At 34.9% G+C, this 18756-nt stretch carries 18 protein-coding genes and 1 tRNA gene; 3 read left to right on the top strand and 16 right to left on the bottom strand.

The window, feature by feature from the left end; genetic code table 11:
- Positions 1-4: 4 nt before the first annotated feature.
- A complete protein-coding gene (locus JCM14209_RS08880; protein ID WP_035519832.1) occupies positions 5-691 on the bottom strand; it encodes a uracil-DNA glycosylase in 687 nt (228 codons plus the stop codon).
- A 130-nt stretch (positions 692-821) separates the two neighbouring features.
- Between JCM14209_RS08880 and JCM14209_RS02745 the strand changes: the two genes are divergently transcribed.
- Positions 822-1694, top strand: a complete 873-nt coding sequence (locus JCM14209_RS02745) for a Cof-type HAD-IIB family hydrolase (protein ID WP_025022093.1) — start codon at positions 822-824, stop codon at positions 1692-1694.
- Between the two features lie 6 nt (positions 1695-1700).
- Complete coding sequence (locus tag JCM14209_RS02750; protein WP_155830659.1) at positions 1701-2231, top strand: LURP-one-related/scramblase family protein; 531 nt, start codon at positions 1701-1703, stop codon at positions 2229-2231.
- 44 nt (positions 2232-2275) lie between these two features.
- On the opposite strand, the gene smpB is transcribed toward JCM14209_RS02750, so the two are convergent.
- The 10 genes from smpB to JCM14209_RS02800 form a co-directional block, all read right to left on the bottom strand.
- Positions 2276-2737 (bottom strand): SsrA-binding protein SmpB, encoded by a 462-nt coding sequence (gene smpB / locus JCM14209_RS02755; protein WP_025022095.1) that lies wholly within the window; start codon positions 2735-2737, stop codon positions 2276-2278.
- A 22-nt stretch (positions 2738-2759) separates the two neighbouring features.
- Complete coding sequence (gene rnr, locus JCM14209_RS02760; RefSeq protein ID WP_025022096.1) at positions 2760-5153, bottom strand: ribonuclease R; 2394 nt, start codon at positions 5151-5153, stop codon at positions 2760-2762.
- A gap of 75 nt (positions 5154-5228) precedes the next feature.
- Positions 5229-5465, bottom strand: coding sequence for a preprotein translocase subunit SecG (gene secG, locus JCM14209_RS02765; RefSeq protein ID WP_025022097.1), 237 nt, complete (start codon positions 5463-5465; stop codon positions 5229-5231).
- 75 nt (positions 5466-5540) lie between these two features.
- A complete protein-coding gene (locus JCM14209_RS02770; RefSeq protein ID WP_025022098.1) occupies positions 5541-7079 on the bottom strand; it encodes a ClC family H(+)/Cl(-) exchange transporter in 1539 nt (512 codons plus the stop codon).
- 69 nt (positions 7080-7148) lie between these two features.
- Positions 7149-8474 carry a phosphopyruvate hydratase gene (eno, locus tag JCM14209_RS02775; RefSeq protein WP_025022099.1) on the bottom strand — a complete coding sequence of 442 codons (1326 nt, stop codon included), beginning with the start codon at positions 8472-8474 and terminating at the stop codon, positions 7149-7151.
- 117 nt (positions 8475-8591) lie between these two features.
- Positions 8592-9350: a triose-phosphate isomerase gene (gene tpiA / locus JCM14209_RS02780; RefSeq protein ID WP_025022100.1), complete on the bottom strand. Its 759-nt coding sequence runs from the start codon at positions 9348-9350 to the stop codon at positions 8592-8594.
- A 50-nt stretch (positions 9351-9400) separates the two neighbouring features.
- Complete coding sequence (locus JCM14209_RS02785) at positions 9401-10603, bottom strand: phosphoglycerate kinase (protein WP_025022101.1); 1203 nt, start codon at positions 10601-10603, stop codon at positions 9401-9403.
- Positions 10604-10710: 107 nt separating this feature from the next.
- On the bottom strand, positions 10711-11724 hold the full coding sequence (gap, locus tag JCM14209_RS02790; RefSeq protein WP_025022102.1) for a type I glyceraldehyde-3-phosphate dehydrogenase: 1014 nt from the start codon (positions 11722-11724) through the stop codon (positions 10711-10713).
- Between the two features lie 61 nt (positions 11725-11785).
- Positions 11786-12814 carry a sugar-binding transcriptional regulator gene (locus tag JCM14209_RS02795; protein WP_025022103.1) on the bottom strand — a complete coding sequence of 343 codons (1029 nt, stop codon included), beginning with the start codon at positions 12812-12814 and terminating at the stop codon, positions 11786-11788.
- Positions 12815-13117: 303 nt separating this feature from the next.
- A tRNA-Arg gene (locus tag JCM14209_RS02800) sits at positions 13118-13189 on the bottom strand.
- Between the two features lie 173 nt (positions 13190-13362).
- Between JCM14209_RS02800 and clpP the strand changes: the two genes are divergently transcribed.
- Positions 13363-13953 (top strand): ATP-dependent Clp endopeptidase proteolytic subunit ClpP, encoded by a 591-nt coding sequence (gene clpP / locus JCM14209_RS02805; RefSeq protein WP_025022104.1) that lies wholly within the window; start codon positions 13363-13365, stop codon positions 13951-13953.
- 89 nt (positions 13954-14042) lie between these two features.
- Here clpP and whiA read toward each other — a convergent pair whose 3' ends face one another.
- The 5 genes from whiA to JCM14209_RS02830 all read right to left on the bottom strand — a co-directional run bounded on the left by whiA (position 14043) and on the right by JCM14209_RS02830 (position 18756).
- The gene (gene whiA / locus JCM14209_RS02810) at positions 14043-14987 is read right to left on the bottom strand and encodes a DNA-binding protein WhiA (RefSeq protein ID WP_025022105.1); all 945 of its coding nucleotides are present in this window, start codon (positions 14985-14987) and stop codon (positions 14043-14045) included.
- Positions 14988-15004: 17 nt separating this feature from the next.
- Positions 15005-16000 carry a gluconeogenesis morphogenetic factor MgfK gene (mgfK, locus tag JCM14209_RS08885; protein ID WP_035519837.1) on the bottom strand — a complete coding sequence of 332 codons (996 nt, stop codon included), beginning with the start codon at positions 15998-16000 and terminating at the stop codon, positions 15005-15007.
- A complete protein-coding gene (gene rapZ, locus JCM14209_RS02820; protein ID WP_025022106.1) occupies positions 15997-16878 on the bottom strand; it encodes an RNase adapter RapZ in 882 nt (293 codons plus the stop codon). The genes mgfK and rapZ overlap by 4 nt, the downstream gene beginning before the upstream one ends.
- Positions 16879-17082: 204 nt before the next feature.
- Positions 17083-18060, bottom strand: a complete 978-nt coding sequence (gene guaC, locus JCM14209_RS02825; protein ID WP_025022107.1) for a GMP reductase — start codon at positions 18058-18060, stop codon at positions 17083-17085.
- A gap of 225 nt (positions 18061-18285) precedes the next feature.
- Positions 18286-18756 carry an S-ribosylhomocysteine lyase gene (locus JCM14209_RS02830; protein ID WP_025022108.1) on the bottom strand — a complete coding sequence of 157 codons (471 nt, stop codon included), beginning with the start codon at positions 18754-18756 and terminating at the stop codon, positions 18286-18288.

Here is an 18756-nt window from a genome sequence, read left to right on the forward strand (position 1 = left end):
CCAATTATTGATTAACTTCTTTTGCTAACTGCCAATCAATTTTTCTTTCTCCCATCGCTTCTAGTGCTATATTGGTTTTTGAAAATGGATGCGATCCAAAGAATCCGCGCCGCGCTGACAGTGGACTTGGATGCGCCGATTCAATAATAACATTTTTAGATTCATCAATTAAGCTCTTTTTTGAACGCGCTGCATTTCCCCATAAAATAAAGATAACTGGGGTTTTTCGATCCGATAAATACTTAATTGCAGTATCAGTTAATTTCTCCCAACCGTGATTCCGATGAGAATATGCCATTCCTTTTCGTACAGTTAATACAGAGTTTAACAAAAGTACCCCTTGTTCAGCCCATTGCTTCAAATATCCATGATTTACAGGTGCAATGCCTAAATCATCTTCTAATTCACGATAAATATTTCTCAATGAAGGTGGGATACTAACTCCGGGTAAAACCGAAAAACTTAATCCATGTGCTTGATTAGGTTCATGATACGGATCTTGACCTAATATCACCACTTTAACTTGAGAAAACGGGGTCAATTCAAATGCTTCAAAAATATGGTGCATTTCTGGATAAACGACGTGATTTTTATATTCTTCTTTCAAAAATTGATGTAATTTCAGATAATATTCCTTATGAAACTCCGCTTCTAAGACTTCTTGCCATTCATTGTGAATTAACGTTTTCATAACAACACCTCATCTTTATTTTACCATATTCCTATTAAAGCGCATAAAAAATACAAATTACATTTTTATTCCGACTTTTGATTAGTATCATGATAAAATTAAATTAAAGATAAATAATGGAGGTACTAATATGATTCAAATTATTGCATCCGATATGGATGGTACTTTATTAAATAATGAAATGGTTATTTCAAAAAGAAATGCCGAGGCGATTAAATTAGCGCAAGCCAATGGAATTCATTTTTTAATTGCATCTGGCCGTGGTTATGAAGAAATCAAACCGTTATTAGATGAAGCGGGAATTAAGTGTCCGATGATTACTATTAATGGCGCACAAGTTCTCGATGAAGAAGGCAAAATTTTAAGCTCTTCACCCCTTTCTAAAAATTCTGCGGGAAAAATTTTAAATCGGCTAAAGCGCGCTGGTTTATACGCTGAATTTGTCACATCAAAAGGAATTTATTCTGATAATAAAGCTAAACGAATTGAAAATTTTGCCGAATTATTAACCCGCGTAAATCCTGAAACTCCATACAAGCTAGCAGTAATGATGGCCTCAAATCGTTTTGAATTAATGAATATTAATTATATTGAGGATTACTACAAATTAATCGACAATCCGAATATTGATATTTACAAAATTGTTGCCTTCAGTTCTGAAGGTACTAAAGTCCTTGATCCTATCAGAAAAGAAATTTCAAAGGATTCTTCGTTGGCAGTAACAGCTTCTTCTGAATCTAATATTGAAATTAATAGCGTTAACGCTCAAAAAGGGATTGCCCTACAAGCTTACGCGGATTTATTAAATATCCCTATCGATAACACAATGGCAATTGGAGATAATAATAATGATGTTTCGATGCTCAAAGTTGCAGGTATAAGTTATGCAATGCAAAATGGCTCAAATGAAGTTAAGCTATTAGCCAAGCGGATTGCGCCTAAAAATAATGAAGATGGGGTCGGAGTGGCAATCGAAACAATTGTTAAAGAAAATCTTTCTTAATGGGATGTGATTCAAATACGCAATCTATATATTAAGTATTTTCCTAGTCAGACTAACCATAAAATTTTAATTTACAACGAAAAAAATATTCCAGTCTATTATATGACTGGATCTCTTGGGTGGCAGTATTCCTCTGTTGAAGTGTACAATCTCGACAATAGATTACTTGCTCAAATTAAACCTCAACATTTAGTCGGAATTTCAAGTTACAACATTTTTGCCAGTAATCAAAAAATGGGTACTTTTTATCATAGTTCTTTGTTTGGTAAAGATATTGGATATCTCAATAAATTAAATTGGATAATTAGTGGAGAAGCTTATAATTTTACCTTTACCGTTCACAAGCATAAATCAATTATCATGCAGACAGGTGAAATTTTTAATCAATCAGGAAAAATTATTGAATTACAAATTTCTCATACAGAATTAGAACCTATTTGTTTATGTATTTGTGCCGCTCTGAATTATTGGAGTTTAAATAAGCCACCTGCTTTAAGAAAAATTCAACGTCATTATTCTAAAATTAAATATTCATAAAAAAAGCTGGAGTTAGATTTTTTAAGAAAATCTATTTCCAGCTTTTAGTAATTCTTAAGGGTTCTTCTAATTTCACGTTCTTGGTCTCGACGTTTAATCGTTTCCCGTTTATCATATTCATGCTTACCTTGTGCTACTCCAATTAACACCTTAGCAAAACCGTTTTTTAGATAAACTTTAAGCGGAACTAACGTAATCCCTTTTTTCTTAGTTTCTTCCCCTAATTGTTTTAATTGCTTTTTATGCAAAAGTAATTTGCGATTTCGAAGTGGATCATGATTAAAAATATTTCCTTGATCATACGGTGAAATATGTACATTCATCAACCATGCTTCGCCATTTTTCACTTGCGCAAAACCGTCTTTTAAATTGATTCGACTAGCTCGCACTGATTTAATTTCAGTTCCTGTTAAAACCATTCCTGCTTCAACAGTTTCTAAAATATTATAGTCATGTCTTGCTTTTTTATTTTGGGCAAGTGCATTATTTTTAACATTCTTACTCAATGCTTACAACTCCTTTAAAGAGCTACTTACTCTTATTGTTTGAATGTTTGAAACGGTTATTTTTCTTACCTGTTTTATAAAATGGTTTCTTTGATCCATTCTTTTTGTATCCACGTTGGCGATTATTAGAATCGTCTTTACTAAATTTTCTTCCTTTACCATGAAAATCTTTTTTACCGCCACGACGATCGCCACGTTTCTTTGGTGCATCAGGGAATTTCATCCCATCAATTAAGTTTGATTTTGGAACGTCTTTTGTATTAAGAAGTTTAAAATCAACTTCTTTTTGTTCAACATTAACATTCACTAATTTAACTTGAATTGGTTGACCAATCTTAAAAGTTCGTTTTGAACTGCGTCCGACTAAAGCCATGTGCTTTTCAACGAATACATAAAAGTCGTCCTTCATCTCTGTGATATGAATTAAACCTTCAACCGTATTTTCCAAGGCAACAAACATCCCGAATTTTGTAACTGAACTAACTACTGCTGGGAATGTTTCTCCAACACGATCAGCCATAAATTCAGCTTTTTTCATTGCATCTGTAGCACGTTCAGCATCAATCGCTTGACGTTCCATTTGAGAACTGTGAGTTGTAATTTCATCTAGTACATCAGCGTACTTAGCTTGCACTTCTTCAGACATCCCATTTTCACGATAATATCTAATTAAACGATGAACCATTAAATCAGGATATCTACGAATTGGCGAAGTAAAATGAGTATAGTCTTGCGCCGCTAATCCAAAGTGGCCAATTGGTTCAGGTGAATACTTAGCTTGTTGCATTGAACGAAGTAACATCGTTGAAACCATTGCTTCTTCAGGTTTACCCGCAACTTTTCTCAAGACATTTTGTAACATCTTAGGCTTAACTTCATTACTCTTACCTGTAACTTCAATCCCTAAACTATTTAAAAATTCGTAAAATGATTTAATTTTTTCTTCTTTAGGTGTTTCATGAATTCGGTAAACAAAAGGAACATGCTTTTTATTATAGTGAGCTGCAACAGTTTCATTAGCTGCTAACATGAATGATTCAACCATTCTTTCACTAGTGCCTCGTTCACGTAATTCAATGTCAATTGGATGTCCTACTTCATCAACAATAATTTTTGCTTCCGGAGCATCAAAATCAATTGCACCACGACGTTTACGCATTTTTACTAAGATTTTATGAAGCTCTCCCATTTCCTTAAACATCGGAACAAGAGCAGCATATTTTTCTTTTGTCTTTTCATCATCAGATTCCAAAATCTTATTAATTGCCTTGTAAGTCATACGTTCAGTTGAACGAATTACACTTGGAAAAATCTTATGATTTACAACGTCTCCTTCAGGCGTAATTTCCATCTCACAAGTCATTGCTAAACGTTCTACATGTGGATTTAATGAGCAAATCCCATTAGATAATTTGTGTGGAAGCATTGGAATTACACGATCAGTCAAATACACTGAGGTTCCACGTTCGTATGCCTCTTTATCAAGCGGAGTATTGGGACGAACGTAATGAGATACATCAGCAATATGCACTCCTAAATGATAATTCCCATTTTCCATTTTCCATACATTTACCGCATCATCCAAGTCTTTTGATTCAATACTATCAATTGTAACCATATCTTGATCTGTTAAATCAACACGACCTTCTTTTTCAGCTTCAGTTACATTATCTGGAATCTTTGCAACTTGCTCCATAACTTCTTCTGGAAACTCAGTTGGAATATTATGTTGATATACAATTTCTAAAATATCCATTCCTGGATCATTTACATTACCAATTGTTTTAACTGCAACTACTTTAACTACTCCAGGTAAGGCAGTTGTTGGATATTCTGAAATATCTGCTAAAATAACTTCTCCTGGAACTGGATGTAATCCTTTATCCGAAACTAAGCACTTAAGACTGCTTAATTTCTTATCTTTAATCCGAATTGCTCCGATGTATCCATCAGGTAATTTTTCTTCATCACTAACAACAAATTCACCAACAACTTGAGTAAGTGCATGATCAACGATTTCAACAATTTTACCACTTGGTCCCTTATCTTCTTCGGGAACACCTTCGCTAACCATTTCAACTTTGACAGTATCACCATTAATTGCTGCCATAGTATTTGGGGCTGCAATAAAGAAATCTTGTTCTTGATCTTCAACCTTCACAAATCCGAATCCTCTATCATTAGCACGAAATGTTCCTTCAAAAAGAACCGCAGGCTTAACATAAATGAATGATTCGTCTTCTTGTAAAGAAATTTTATTACTATGTTCTAAATCAGCTAAAGCCTGTACGACAAATTTAAATTGCCCAGCTTCATTCATATTGAAATGTTCAACTAAATCCTGCACAAAATAACTTTTATTTGGATTTTCACTGAATACATTCAATAATTCATCCTTTAAACTCTCTTTATTCATATATTTCCTCATAATTTTTTTATTCATTTTGATATAGAAAAGCCTCCTGATATTATTCAGAAGACTCTAACATTATTAATGCGATGAAATGTAAACTAAAGCGAGTGCGATTGCAAAAAATAAAATTCCTAAAATTACAGTTACTTTTTGCATGAAAGCTTCGAACCCGCGAGGCTTTTGTCTACTAAATAGTTCACTTGCTCCACCTGAAAGTGCAGTTGATGCATTGTCATTTTTTGCTGGCTGCATCATCACAGCGATAATAATTAAAATCGATACAATAATAAGTAAAACCAATAAAATGTTATACAAAAGGAAATCCTCCATTCCTTCTTAAATATATATACAACTAATTTTAGCATAACTTTAGCTATTTTCCCAGCAGATTTAATGACTTTCAGTTCCATTTGCAAGGTATTTAATTTCTTTGACAATTATATTTTGATTTTTCTCATCTGCTTCGACTACTAACGTATCGCCAGAGCGAATAATTGTATCTCCATGAGGTAAAATATGTTTTTCTCCTCGTTCTATTTCAATTAATAATGAATTTTTCGGCCAATTTATTTGTCGAACTTGACGATCTTGAATTAATGATCCTACAAAAACAGGGATTCTAATCTTATCTGTAAATGCAATATTACTTCCCTGACGTGTTGGATTTTTATTTAATTGCTCTAACAACGCTTCATAAATTGGTAATCCATTTAATAAATCAACGACAGTATAAGAAATAAGTGAGACAACCGCTAATGGCATCAAATGTTGCAGCGACCCTACCATTTCTGTGATTAATAAAATAGCCGTAAATGGTGCTTTTCCGATACAAGCAAAGTAGCCTGCCATTGCATAAATTATACAATCAACAATAAAATGTGAATCTAACATCCCTAATTTTGCAGCAATTACCCCATACAACGCTCCAATAATCGCTCCTAATGATAAGATTGGTAAAAAAATCCCCCCAGGAAGTCCCGAACCATATGATAAAACTGAAAATATTAATCTTACAATCAATAAGATAATCAAAAATTTAACCCCTGGTATATAATCCGAAAAGTTTAATATAATTCGATTTCCCCCACCAATATAATTCGGAAGGAAATACCCCACAAACATTAATATTACATACGGAATAATCGACCAATATCTTTGGGGAATAAACTTAAAATGTTTATAAAATTTTTTGCTGTTCAGCGTTAAATATTGATACAACAATCCAAATAAGCCTAAAATTATTCCTAAGAGAATTAAATTGAAATATTGTGAAATTGGAAATTGAATATTATTTTTCATATTTAACACAGGCGTAAGACCAAAAAAACTAAGAGAAATATAATTTGCAGCCAAGGCTGCGGATAAAGATGTTGTCCACACCAGTGGAGAAAAATTATGATAGACTTCTTCCAAAATAAATAATGTTGAAGCTATTGGCGCATTAAAGGCTGCGGATAACCCGGCAGAAGCTCCACCGGCAATAAACACTCTTCTCCCAGAGCCTTTGATTTTAGATACTTCAGCAAGTCCTTGTCCGACTGCTGCACCTAGTTGTATCGATGGCCCCTCCCTTCCCAAAGAAAGGCCTGAGCTGATACTCAAAACTCCACCAATCCATTTTCGCCAAAGAACAGACCACCAATCCATTTCTAATTCGCCGGAAAGCTGTCCTTCTATTTGTGGAATTCCAGAACCTTTAATATTAGGTTCGGCTTGAATTAATTTTCCAACCACAACAACTATCACTAAAAAAATAATTGCTAATAATCCTAAAAATTTAACATCAAAATGTCCTAACTTAAATAAACGAATAACGCATTCTAATAAGAATTCGATAGCAAGCCGAAATAAACTAACAACTAATCCTGCAACGATTCCTATTAAAATTCCACGAAGAATAAAAATAAATCTAGTTGTATTTAGCTTCATTTATTACTGCCTCCTAAATATATGTAAAAAAAGAGGCATGGCAACTGCCACACCCCTTAAAATCACAAATTATTTGTTTGTGATATCTTCACGAGCTTGTTCGCTCAAGTTGTAGAATGAGTGGATACCCTTGTATTCTGCAACGTTTTCACCTAATTGATCTTCAATACGCATCAATTGGTTGTACTTAGCAAGACGGTCAGTACGGCTCATTGAACCTGTCTTGATTTGGCCTGCGTTTGTACCTACAACTAAGTCTGAGATAGTTGTATCTTCTGTTTCACCTGAACGGTGTGAAACGATAGCTGTGTAACCAGCTTCTTTAGCCATTTCGATAGCTTCCATTGTTTCTGTTAAAGTACCGATTTGGTTAACCTTGATAAGGATTGAGTTAGCAGCACCCATCTTGATACCTTTACGTAAGTAGTCAGGGTTTGTAACGAAGAAGTCGTCACCAACTAATTGAACTTTCTTACCAAGTTGTGATGTGATTGTTACCCAGTCATCCCAGTTGTTTTCGTCGATAGGATCTTCGATTGAGATGATAGGATACTTGTCAACTAAACCTTCAAGGTAGTTGATGAATTCTTCAGTAGTGAATTCTTCACCTGTTGACCAACGTAACTTGTATTTCTTAGTTTCGTTGTCCCATAATTCTGAAGAAGCAACGTCCATTGCAATAGCAACGTCTTTACCTGGCTTGTAACCAGCTTTTTCAATAGCGCTGATTAAGTATTGTAATGGTTCTTCGTTGTTTGCAAAGTCAGGTGCGAAACCACCTTCATCACCAACAGCTGTAACCTTACCGTCAGCAGCTAAAAGTTTTTGTAAGTTGTGGAATGTTTCTGAACCCATACGGATTGCTTCTGAAACAGATTCTGCACCAACAGGCATAATCATGAATTCTTGGAAGTCAACCTTGTTGTCTGAGTGTGCACCACCGTTGATAACGTTCATCATTGGTGTTGGTAATACGTGTGCGTTGAAACCACCAAAGTAGTTGTACAATGGAAGTTGTAATTCATCAGCAGCTGCACGAGCAACAGCGATTGATACAGCTAAAATTGCGTTTGCACCTAATTTACCTTTGTTTGGTGTACCATCTAAAGCAATCATTGCTTTATCGATAGCAACTTGGTCAGTTACTTCGTAACCAACGATTTCTTTTGCGATAACGTCGTTAACGTTAGCAACAGCTTTTTGAACACCTTTGCCCATGTAACGTGACTTGTCACCATCACGTAATTCAACAGCTTCGTGTTCACCTGTAGAAGCACCTGAAGGAACGATTCCACGACCGAAACCACCATCTTGTGTGTAAACTTCAGCTTCAACAGTTGGGTTACCACGTGAGTCTAAAACTTCGCGTGCGTAAATTTCTGTAATTGCAGACATTTAAAATACACTCCTTTGAGTAAATTAAAAAATTAAATGAGAATAAATTCCCTAGTATTATTTTACTTTTTTTCTTTCAATTAATCAATGAATTTTATCATTGATCAACCTAATTAATTAGCCTTTGTAGTTAACTAAAGCTAAGTATGAGTCTGGTACTAATGAAGCACCACCAACTAAACCACCGTCGATGTTTTCTTTGCTCATTAATTCCTTAACATTTTCAGGTTTTACTGAACCACCGTATTGTACACGAACTTTGTCAGCAACTGTTTGATCGTAAAGGTTTGCAACTGTTTCACGAACAACTTTACAAATTTCTTCAGCTTGATCAGCAGTAGCAGTCTTACCTGTACCGATAGCCCAAATTGGTTCGTAAGCGATAACTAAGCTAGCAACTTGTTCGCCAGTTAAACCTTTTAATGCTGCTGTAACTTGTTCTTCAACCCATTTTTCAGCATTACCTGCTTCACGAGTTTCTAAACTTTCACCACAGCAAATGATTGGTGTTAAACCATTACGGAAAATTGCGTGAGCTTTTTTGTTGATGTCTTCATCAGTTTCGTGGAAGTAGTCACGACGTTCTGAGTGACCAATAACAACGTAGTCAACACCCATTTCCTTTAATACTTTAGGAGATGTTTCACCAGTGAAAGCACCTTCATCTTCAAAGTAGCAGTTTTCAGCAGCTACTTTTAAATCTGAACCTTTAGCATTTTCTAATAATGCTGGAAGATCAACTGCTGGAGCAGCAATTACTGATTCTACAACTGATGAATCTGGTAATTGATCTTTAACAGCTTTTACAAATTCAGCTGTTTGTTCTGGGTTCATGTTCATTTTCCAGTTACCTGCGATAATAGGAGTACGCACAATAAATCCATCCTTTCAATATATAAAATCTATTTTTAGTTAATAATCAACGATTATTTGTCTGATACAGCGGCAATACCAGGTAATGTCTTACCTTCTAAGTATTCTAATGAAGCGCCACCACCAGTTGAGATGTGAGTTAACTTATCTGCAACACCTAATTGTTGAACAGCAGCAGTTGAATCCCCACCACCAACGATTGTTGTAGCGTCTGATAATGTACCTAAGAATTTACCAACTTCAAGTGTACCTTTAGCAAAGTTGCTCATTTCAAATACACCCATTGGTCCGTTCCAAACAACAGTCTTAGCATCAGCTAAAGTATCTTTGAATAATTGAACAGACTTAGGTCCGATATCTAAAGCCATGTAACCATCAGGAATATCACCTTCTGCAACTTGACTTGGAGCATCGTTGTTGAATTCTGTTGCAACTACGTTATCAACAGGTAATACTAACTTATCACCAGCTTTTTCCATGATTTCTTTAGCTAATTCAATCTTGTCTTCTTCAACAAGTGAGTTACCAATCTTAATTCCTTTTGCAGCGTAGAATGTGTAAGTCATACCACCACCAACAATAACTTTGTCAGCTTTACCTAATAAGTGGTTGATAACACCAATCTTATCTGAAACTTTAGCACCACCTAAAATAGCAACAAATGGTGTTTTAGGATCATCAACAGCGTTACCTAAGAATTGGATTTCTTTTTCTAATAAGTAACCAGCAGCAGCTTTCTTACCTTCTGCCTTCATTGCTTCTGAAATACCAACATTTGAAGCGTGTGAACGGTGAGCTGTACCGAATGCATCGTTAACGAATACATCACCTAATGATGCCCAGTACTTACCTAATTCAGGATCATTTCCTGATTCTTTTTTACCGTCTAAATCTTCGAAACGTGTGTTTTCAACAACTAAAACATCGCCATCTTCCATGTTGTTGATAGCATCTTCTAATTGTGCACCACGAGTTTCTGGAACAAATGTAACAGGTTTGTTTAATAATTCTGCTAAATGTTCTGCAACTGGACGTAATGATAATTCCTTCTTGTCATCTTCAGTCTTAATACGACCTAAGTGTGAGAATAAGATAGCCTTACCACCGTTTTCTGTTACGTAGTTAATTGTTGGTAAAGCGGCTACCATACGGTTATCGTTACCGATAACGCCACCTTTAATAGGAACATTAAAGTCCACACGAATTAAAACTTTTTTACTCTTAACATCTAAATCTGAAACTGTTAATTTAGCCATGATTCAGTAAACCTCCTAAAAGTAGATTCAATAATAATAAAAGGCGGAAGGAGTATTCCTCCTCCCGCCTTAAGAATTTGCAATTAGCAATAGATACTAATCAAAAATTAGATCATGCTTGCAAATTTTTCTAATGTACGGATCATTTGTGATGTGAAACCGTATTCGTTGTCGTACCATGAAACAACCTTAACAACTTGGCCTTCACCTTCACCAACAACTTGTGTTTGTGTTGGGTCGAAGATTGAACCGAATGTTGTACCGATGATATCTGATGATACTACACCGTCAGCGTTGTAACCGAATGATGGGTTGTTTTCAGTAACTTTCTTAACTGCTTCGTTAACTTCTTCAGCTGTAACTTCTTTGTCTAAAGTAACAACTAATTCTGTTAATGAACCTGTAATAACTGGAACACGTTGTGCATGTCCGTCAAGCTTACCGTTCAATTCTGGAACAACTAAACCGATAGCCTTTGCAGCACCAGTTGAGTGAGGAATTGTGTTTTGAGCAGCAGCACGAGCGTTACGTACGTTACCACCACGGTCTGGACCATCTTGTAATTTTTGTGTAGCTGTGTAAGCGTGGATTGTTGTCATTGTACCAGCTTTGATACCAAATGCATCGTTAACAGCTTTAGCCATTGGAGCTAAGCAGTTTGTAGTACATGAAGCAGCTGAAACGATCTTGTCGTCAGCAGTAATTTGGTCATCGTTTACACCGTAAACGATTGTTGTCATAGCACCAGCTGGAGCTGATACTAATACACGCTTAGCACCTGCTTCTAAGTGTGCTGAAGCTTTTTCTTCTGATGTGTAGAAACCTGTTGATTCAAGAACTAAGTCAACACCATCGTTCTTAACCCAAGGAATGTTCTTAGCATCTGCTTCTGCGTATACAGGAATTTCCTTACCGTTAACGATAAGTGAGTTTTCTGTTGCAGAAACTTCACCGTCAAATTGACCGTGAGCTGTGTCGTACTTCAATAAGTGAGCTAACATAGCTGGTGAAGTTAAGTCGTTGATAGCAACAACTTCTAAATCTTGTGATGTTTCAGCAATACGACGGAATGCTAAACGACCGATACGGCCAAAACCATTAATACCTACTTTAGTTGACATAACTAAAATTTCCTCCTTTTAGGAAATGAATATTTTTTATTTTAAAAAGTAATGTTAAACATTACCCTTTTAAAATCATCTTAGCAGCTCCTTCATCAGTAATCAAGCATGTTTTTTTAGGAGCGTTTTTCATGTACGCTACAATCGCCCGTGCTTTCTTTTTGCCACCGGCAATTGCAAATACACGATCCATTTGAGTGAGATCTTCAAGTTGTAAGCCGATTCTTGGAATCTTATAAACAACTTCTCCCTTATCGTTAAAAAAGTATCCAAATGCTTCTGCAACAGCATCTTTTTCTTCTAACATACTAATTGCTTTTCCAGACATACCACGGCGTTTCGCCATTTCACTGGCTTCACCAATACTATGTATAACAGCATTGCTTGAACGAATAATTTTAACTACTTCCTGAACACTTGGTTCATTTAGTAGTGGACGATAAGTATCTTCACTCACTTGTTCAGGCACATATAATGAACGGTACTGCCCGCCTGTTTTTTGAGCCATTAGCCCACAAACGTTATTGGCCTGAAAATCTAACCTTTCTCCCATCCCACCACGGGCTGGAACGAAAGTTATCTCTCGCTGCTTTGCGACTTCAGGGGTAAACGTACTAGCAATCTTTGCCATCGTCGACCCCCCCATTACAGCGACTACATTAGGGCCCTTAGGTAAACTATCAACTAACAAATCATTGGTTAATTTACCTAAATCTTCCAAAATGTTTGGTTGTTGATCACTATCACCAGCCACCACAAAACACTTTTCAATTCCAAGCTTTTGCTTTAACTGTAATTCTAATGATTCAAGTCCTAATAATGAAGTCATCAATCCTGATAACCCTGCAAGTAGCTTTTTACCTTTATGCGTGATAACCATCCCTGATTTTGTAGTCGCAATTAATTCTTGCTTCTTTAAATAATCAGTTTCAGTTCGCAAAGTTCGTTCACTCATTTCTAAGGTTTGAGCTAATAATCGTCTACCTACCGGTTCAGACCAATTGATATTTCGTAAGATAAGAACCCTTCTCTTCAAAACATCAGTCAGATCGGGAACGATTGACTCTACTAATTCAATTTCCTTATGCATGACTGTCCTCTTCCCGTGGGTCACTAATTGACCCTCATTGTCAATCAGCGACCCAGTTAAGTAAAAAATAAAAGTACAATAGCAAAATAAAATGCTTTCATACCTCAACTACAATTGTATTGTAACAATAAAGATTTTGTTTTGCAAGCACTTTATTCCACTTTATATAAACTTTTCCTACACTTTTGTTAAATACGAATTATATCTCTCATCATCTTCAAAATTGTTATTTTTTTAGATATAAACAGAAAAACAGGAACAACTTTAAGAAAAGTTGTTCCTGTTAAATTCTAGTAATATTAGTGCGCCATCTCGGAGTCGAACCGAGATTACGAGAACCGGAATCTCGTGTGATATCCATTACACTAACGGCGCAAACTTTACTCTACTATCTTAAAATAAATCAACTTTAAAATCAAATATTTATTTTTATTTTTTTTAGTTCAATATATTTGACCAAGCTTGACCAATGTTGTAAACTAGCAATACATTGAGATGAGTGCTAAAATACTCATTGAAAGTTATTATTTAATTTGGGAGGCTAATTTATGAATTTAGTACCAACAGTTATTGAACAATCTTCACAAGGCGAACGCGCTTATGATATTTATTCACGTTTATTAAAAGATCGCATCATCATGGTTTCTGGCGAAATCAATGACGATATGGCAAATGCAATCATTGCCCAACTATTATTTTTAGATGCACAAGACCCTGAAAAAGATATTTACATGTACATCAACTCTCCTGGTGGTTCTGTTTCGGCTGGATTAGCTATTTATGATACTATGAATTTCGTTAATGCTGATGTTCAAACTATCGTAATGGGTATGGCAGCATCAATGGCTTCTGTACTTTCAACAGCTGGTACAAAAGGTAAACGTTTTGCTTTACCAAACTCAGAAATTATGATTCACCAACCTCTTGGTGGTGCTCAAGGGCAATCAACTGAAATCCAAATTGCCGCTGAACATATCTTAAAAACTAGAAAATTAATTAACGAAATTTTAGCTGAAGGTTCAGGCCAAGATATTGATACAATTAACAAAGATACTGAACGTGATAACTTCATGACTGCTAGTCAAGCTGTAGAATATGGTTTAATTGATGGTATCATGAAAAACAAAAAGCAAAAATAATTCCATCAAACAGACTAAAGTAGTCTTATAATTAAAAAACCTTAAGAAATCTGTTTTTACATTGATTTCTTAAGGTTTTTTGTTATTTATTATAGATTTACAACTTCGCCATTTTTTATCTTTGTTGCAATTTCATTTAATTTACGCAATCGATGGTTTATTCCTGATTTTGATATTGGTCCTCCTGGAACTAACTCGCCTAAGTTTTTCAAACTTTCTTCAGGATGATTAATACGTACAATAGCGACTTCTTGGAGTTTTACCGGAAGTTTATCTAATCCAATTTTTTCATCAATCAATTGAATATTTTCAACTTGTTTTTTTGAAGCATCCGCAATCTTATTTAAATTAGCGGTTTCACAGTTTACAATTCTATTGACCGAATTTCTCATATCCCGAACAATACGAATGTCTTCAAATTTCAACATCGCATTCGTAGCTCCTATTAATGATAAGAAATCTGCAATTTTTTCAGCTTCTTTAAGATATGTGATATAACCACTTCTTCTTTCAGTTGTTCGTGCATTCAATCCGTAGCGATTCATCATTTCGCAAATCGTATTATTATGATCTTCATATAGTGAATAAATTTCTAAATGATAGCGACTTGTTTCAGGATTATTTACTGATCCGGTAGCTAAAAATGCGCCTCTTAAATAAGAGCGCACTTTGGCATCATCATCTAAAAAATCCATTGCTACGGTTTCTTGAATTTGGAGACCATCTAAAATCGCAAGATCTTCCAAAATTTCCATTGTTCCATTTTTCAGTTTTACAATATAGAAGTTATTTTTCTTCAACTTCATTTTTCGTCGAACAATTAATTCACTTTCTACGTCATAAAATTTCTTTAGGAGTGTATATATTCTTCTAGCAGTTGCTGGATTTTCAGTTTGGACACTTAATTCAAATTGATGATTTCTAATACTCAAAGAACCATTCATTCGAATTAATGCCATTAATTCAGCTTTGGCATTTCCAAAGTGGACTTCTAAAGTTGTCAGCTCTTTTTTTACTTCACTGGCATATGACATTCAAATTCCTCCATGTTTTATTTTTGTTTGGCTTGACTTGTTAAACGAATTAACTCTTTTACTACTTTTTGACCATTATGAAAAATTCCTCTATTTCTCAATAAAAGAAAATCATCTGATATAACACGTGCCCCTTGATTTCTTAAGCCCTCAAAATCATGTCGCACTTGATACAAATACTCATCATATTTTTGACGATCTAAATAATCACTCGGTACTTCTACGGTATTAACCAAGACCGTATCGATAAAATTCATCCCCATGTGCTCATTTAAAATTCGAACATGATCTGCATCAGAAAAATGCTCCGTTTCACCCTTTTGAGTCATAATATTGCAAATGTAGATGATTTCTGCTTTTGTTTGTCGTAATGCTTCAGCTACATTTTCAATCATTAAGTTAGGCAAAATACTTGTAAACAAACTTCCTGGCCCTAAAACAATTTGATCAGCTTCCAAGATTGAATCAATTACCTTTGGCATCGCCCGTGGCTCATGTGAATCCGTAGAAGTTACCCACACTTTTTTAATATTCTTTCCTGCCGCTGAAATTTCTGCTTCACCAGATAATATCGTTCCATCATCAAACTTCGCATTTAAAATCAAAGGAACGTTCGCAGCTGGATAAACATGTCCTTTAACATGCATAATTTTAGACAGTTCTTGCACCGCTCCAAAAATACCAAGATTATCCATTTCTGTTAACGCTGCAATAATCAAATTTCCAATCGCATGTCCGGAAAAAAACTGATCTTTTGATTCAAAGCGATATTGAAAGATATCCTTATATAATTGTGGCGCATCTGATAACGCCACCAATACATTGCGAATATCTCCAGGCGGAACCACGTTAATATAATCTCGAATAATTCCAGAAGAACCTCCATCATCAGCTACTGTAACTATCGCAGTAATTTCAGCATCTTCTTTTTTTAACCCCTTTAAAACAACTGGTAATCCGGTTCCTCCACCCATAACCACGATTTTAGGTGCACGACTATTTTCTGTCATCATGAACGATTCACCGTTTCCTTTCGTTTTTTCATATCTCGATGTGAAATATGAACATTATAGTTTTTTGACAATTGTTCTCCAAGACGTTTAGTTAGAGCAACAGAACGATGTTGGCCTCCTGTACAACCAATGGCAATTGTTAGATTTGACTTTCCTTCTTGAATGTATCCAGGAATTATCTCTTCTAAAAGGCCGCTAAACTTTTGATAAAAACTTTCTGTTTTTTCCGATTGCATCACATAATCATAAACTTCTTTATCTAAACCGGTTTTTCTTTTGAGTTCTTCAACATAATATGGATTCGGCAAAAATCTAACATCCATCACAACGTCGGCATCAATTGGAAGACCGTATTTAAAACCAAATGACATTACTTCAACGTGGAACCCATCTTTATTGTCTCCTTCAAATCGACGATTAATTTCTTCTCTTAATTCTCTTGGTGATAAATTGCTAGTATCAATAATAATTTGAGAATTTGACTTTATTTTCGCAAGAAATTCTCTTTCACGTTGAATTCCATCTAAAATACGGCCATCACGTGATAATGGGTGTGCTCTTCTTGTTTCTTTGTAACGTGCAACTAGTTCTTCATCTGATGCATTCAAAAACAAGATTTTTGAATTTACAGTCTCTAATTCATCTAAATCAATTAATGCCTCATTAATTTCGTCATACAATGCTCGTGAACGTAAATCCATTACCAAGGCAACTTTATCAATTTTACCTGACTCTTTGATTAATTCATAAAATTTAGGTAATAACTTAGGTGGCATGTTATCAACACAAAAATATCCTAAGTCTTCAAAACTTTGCATTGCCACTGTCTTTCCAGCACCACTCATACCTGTAACCACTACTAATTGTAAAGCGCTCATTTCCATACCCCCATACTTTTTTATTATTATATCATACCGGGTGTATCATTTTTGATATTTTTGTTTTATTCTTATATTTTTTTAATATTTTAATCATTACCTTATCCTAAAAAAATAAACCCTCGGTAATTCTCTTAAAAATTGAACTACCAAGAGTTTATTTTAAAAACTATTAATTATTTCGTGTATTTTTTACGCCTTATTTTAATCACCATTCCAGATTGAGTTTTTCACAATAACATAATCAACGTGTTTTAAAGCATCAATATTTTTTCCGCCAGCGTATGAAATGGAAGATTGTAAATCTTGTTGCATTTCCGTTAAAGTATCAAACAAGTGCCCTTTGAGCGGCAGTAACATTTTTTTACCTTCAACGTTTTTTCTTTCGCCTTTTTGATACTCTGAAGCTGATCCAAAATATTCTTTAAACATTTCCCCATCTACTTCAACGATTTTTCCTGGACTTTCAATATGGCCAGCAAATAGCGAGCCAATCATTACCATCGTTGCCCCAAACCGAATTGATTTAGCAATATCACCATGAGTTCGGATCCCTCCATCAGCAATAATTGGTTTTCGGGCTGCTTTAGCACACCATCTAAGAGCTGCAAGTTGCCATCCTCCTGTACCAAAGCCAGTTTTTACCTTTGTAATACATACTTTTCCAGGACCAATCCCTACTTTAGTTGCATCAGCTCCTGCATTTTCTAATTCTCTCACAGCTTCCGGAGTTCCTACATTTCCAGCAATCACAAATGTTTCTGGCATTTCTTTTTTGATATGCTTAATCATTTTGATAACACTATCTGCATGTCCATGTGCAATATCAATCGTAATAAATTCTGGTGCATCATCTTTTAAGCTTGAAACAAATTCATATTCGTATTCCTTAACACCCACAGAAATTGATGCAATCAAATTTTTAGAATGCATTTTTTTAATAAAAGTCTTACGTTTTTGTTCTTCAAAGCGATGCATAATATAAAAATATCCAGCTTGAGCGAGTTGCTCAGCTAATTTTTCATCCATAATCGTCTGCATATTTGCCGGAATAACTGGCATTTTAAAGTTATACTTTCCAAGTTTTACAGTTGTGTCTGCTTTTGAACGACTATCTATAATACATTTATTAGGGATAAGTTGAATATCTTCATAATCAAATACTGGCATTGAATTTAACATTTTAATTTCTCCTACTTAAATAATTTGACCTTCCTATAACTTTGAAAAACAAAGCATCGCTAAGTAAAAACTTACCTTTCCAAGAATATCTTATCTATTTTCAAGTTAAAAGTCAATATTTTATATTTTAATAATTTTATCGTTCGTGTTTTCAGGGGATAAAAAAATAGAGCCTTTCAAAAATAAGTCCCAACTTACTCGAAATACTGCTCTATTTTTTAATATTTAAATAACTTTTCTGACAAAAGGATCGCTAGAAATCCCTTCTTCTAAAATTTTCTTACACCATTCTTGAGCTGAGAAGAGTGAATGATCTCGATAATTTCCGCAACTCTTGATATCTGTTCCTTGAACATCTTCCCAACTAGCATTAAGAATATCATTTAATGATGCTTTCAAAGCATTTGCAACTTCAACAGTATCATGATTGCCCCACATAATTAAATGGAAACCTGTGCGACAGCCAAATGGTGAACAATCAATCACACCGTCCATATGATCTCTCAGATACCCTGCTAGCATATGTTCAATTGTGTGTAAGCCTGCTGTTGGAATTGCATTTTCATTTGGTTGCACTAATCGCAAATCAAAATTTGTAATTTCATCTCCCTTAGGCCCATTTTCAACTGTAATTAAACGAACATATGGCGCTTTAACCGCTGTATGATCCAAAGTAAAACTTTCAACTTCTGCCAT

Origin of the sequence: Ligilactobacillus hayakitensis DSM 18933 = JCM 14209 (assembly GCF_000615845.1) — a bacterium.
Taxonomy (GTDB): Bacteria; Bacillota; Bacilli; order Lactobacillales; family Lactobacillaceae; genus Ligilactobacillus; species Ligilactobacillus hayakitensis.

Coding starts and splice junctions, on each gene's coding strand:
- whiA (WP_025022105.1), bottom strand. CDS start 14,987: ATGTCATATGCCAGTGAAGTAAAAAAAGAGCTGACAACTTTAGAAGTC.
- JCM14209_RS02785 (WP_025022101.1), bottom strand. CDS start 10,603: ATGGCTAAATTAACAGTTTCAGATTTAGATGTTAAGAGTAAAAAAGTT.
- mgfK (WP_035519837.1), bottom strand. CDS start 16,000: ATGATGACAGAAAATAGTCGTGCACCTAAAATCGTGGTTATGGGTGGA.
- eno (WP_025022099.1), bottom strand. CDS start 8,474: ATGTCTGCAATTACAGAAATTTACGCACGCGAAGTTTTAGACTCACGT.
- JCM14209_RS02830 (WP_025022108.1), bottom strand. CDS start 18,756: ATGGCAGAAGTTGAAAGTTTTACTTTGGATCATACAGCGGTTAAAGCG.
- rnr (WP_025022096.1), bottom strand. CDS start 5,153: ATGAATAAAGAGAGTTTAAAGGATGAATTATTGAATGTATTCAGTGAA.
- JCM14209_RS02770 (WP_025022098.1), bottom strand. CDS start 7,079: ATGAAGCTAAATACAACTAGATTTATTTTTATTCTTCGTGGAATTTTA.
- JCM14209_RS02795 (WP_025022103.1), bottom strand. CDS start 12,814: ATGCATAAGGAAATTGAATTAGTAGAGTCAATCGTTCCCGATCTGACT.
- JCM14209_RS08880 (WP_035519832.1), bottom strand. CDS start 691: ATGAAAACGTTAATTCACAATGAATGGCAAGAAGTCTTAGAAGCGGAG.
- guaC (WP_025022107.1), bottom strand. CDS start 18,060: ATGTTAAATTCAATGCCAGTATTTGATTATGAAGATATTCAACTTATC.
- rapZ (WP_025022106.1), bottom strand. CDS start 16,878: ATGAGCGCTTTACAATTAGTAGTGGTTACAGGTATGAGTGGTGCTGGA.
- gap (WP_025022102.1), bottom strand. CDS start 11,724: ATGTCAACTAAAGTAGGTATTAATGGTTTTGGCCGTATCGGTCGTTTA.
- JCM14209_RS02745 (WP_025022093.1), top strand. CDS start 822: ATGATTCAAATTATTGCATCCGATATGGATGGTACTTTATTAAATAAT.
- clpP (WP_025022104.1), top strand. CDS start 13,363: ATGAATTTAGTACCAACAGTTATTGAACAATCTTCACAAGGCGAACGC.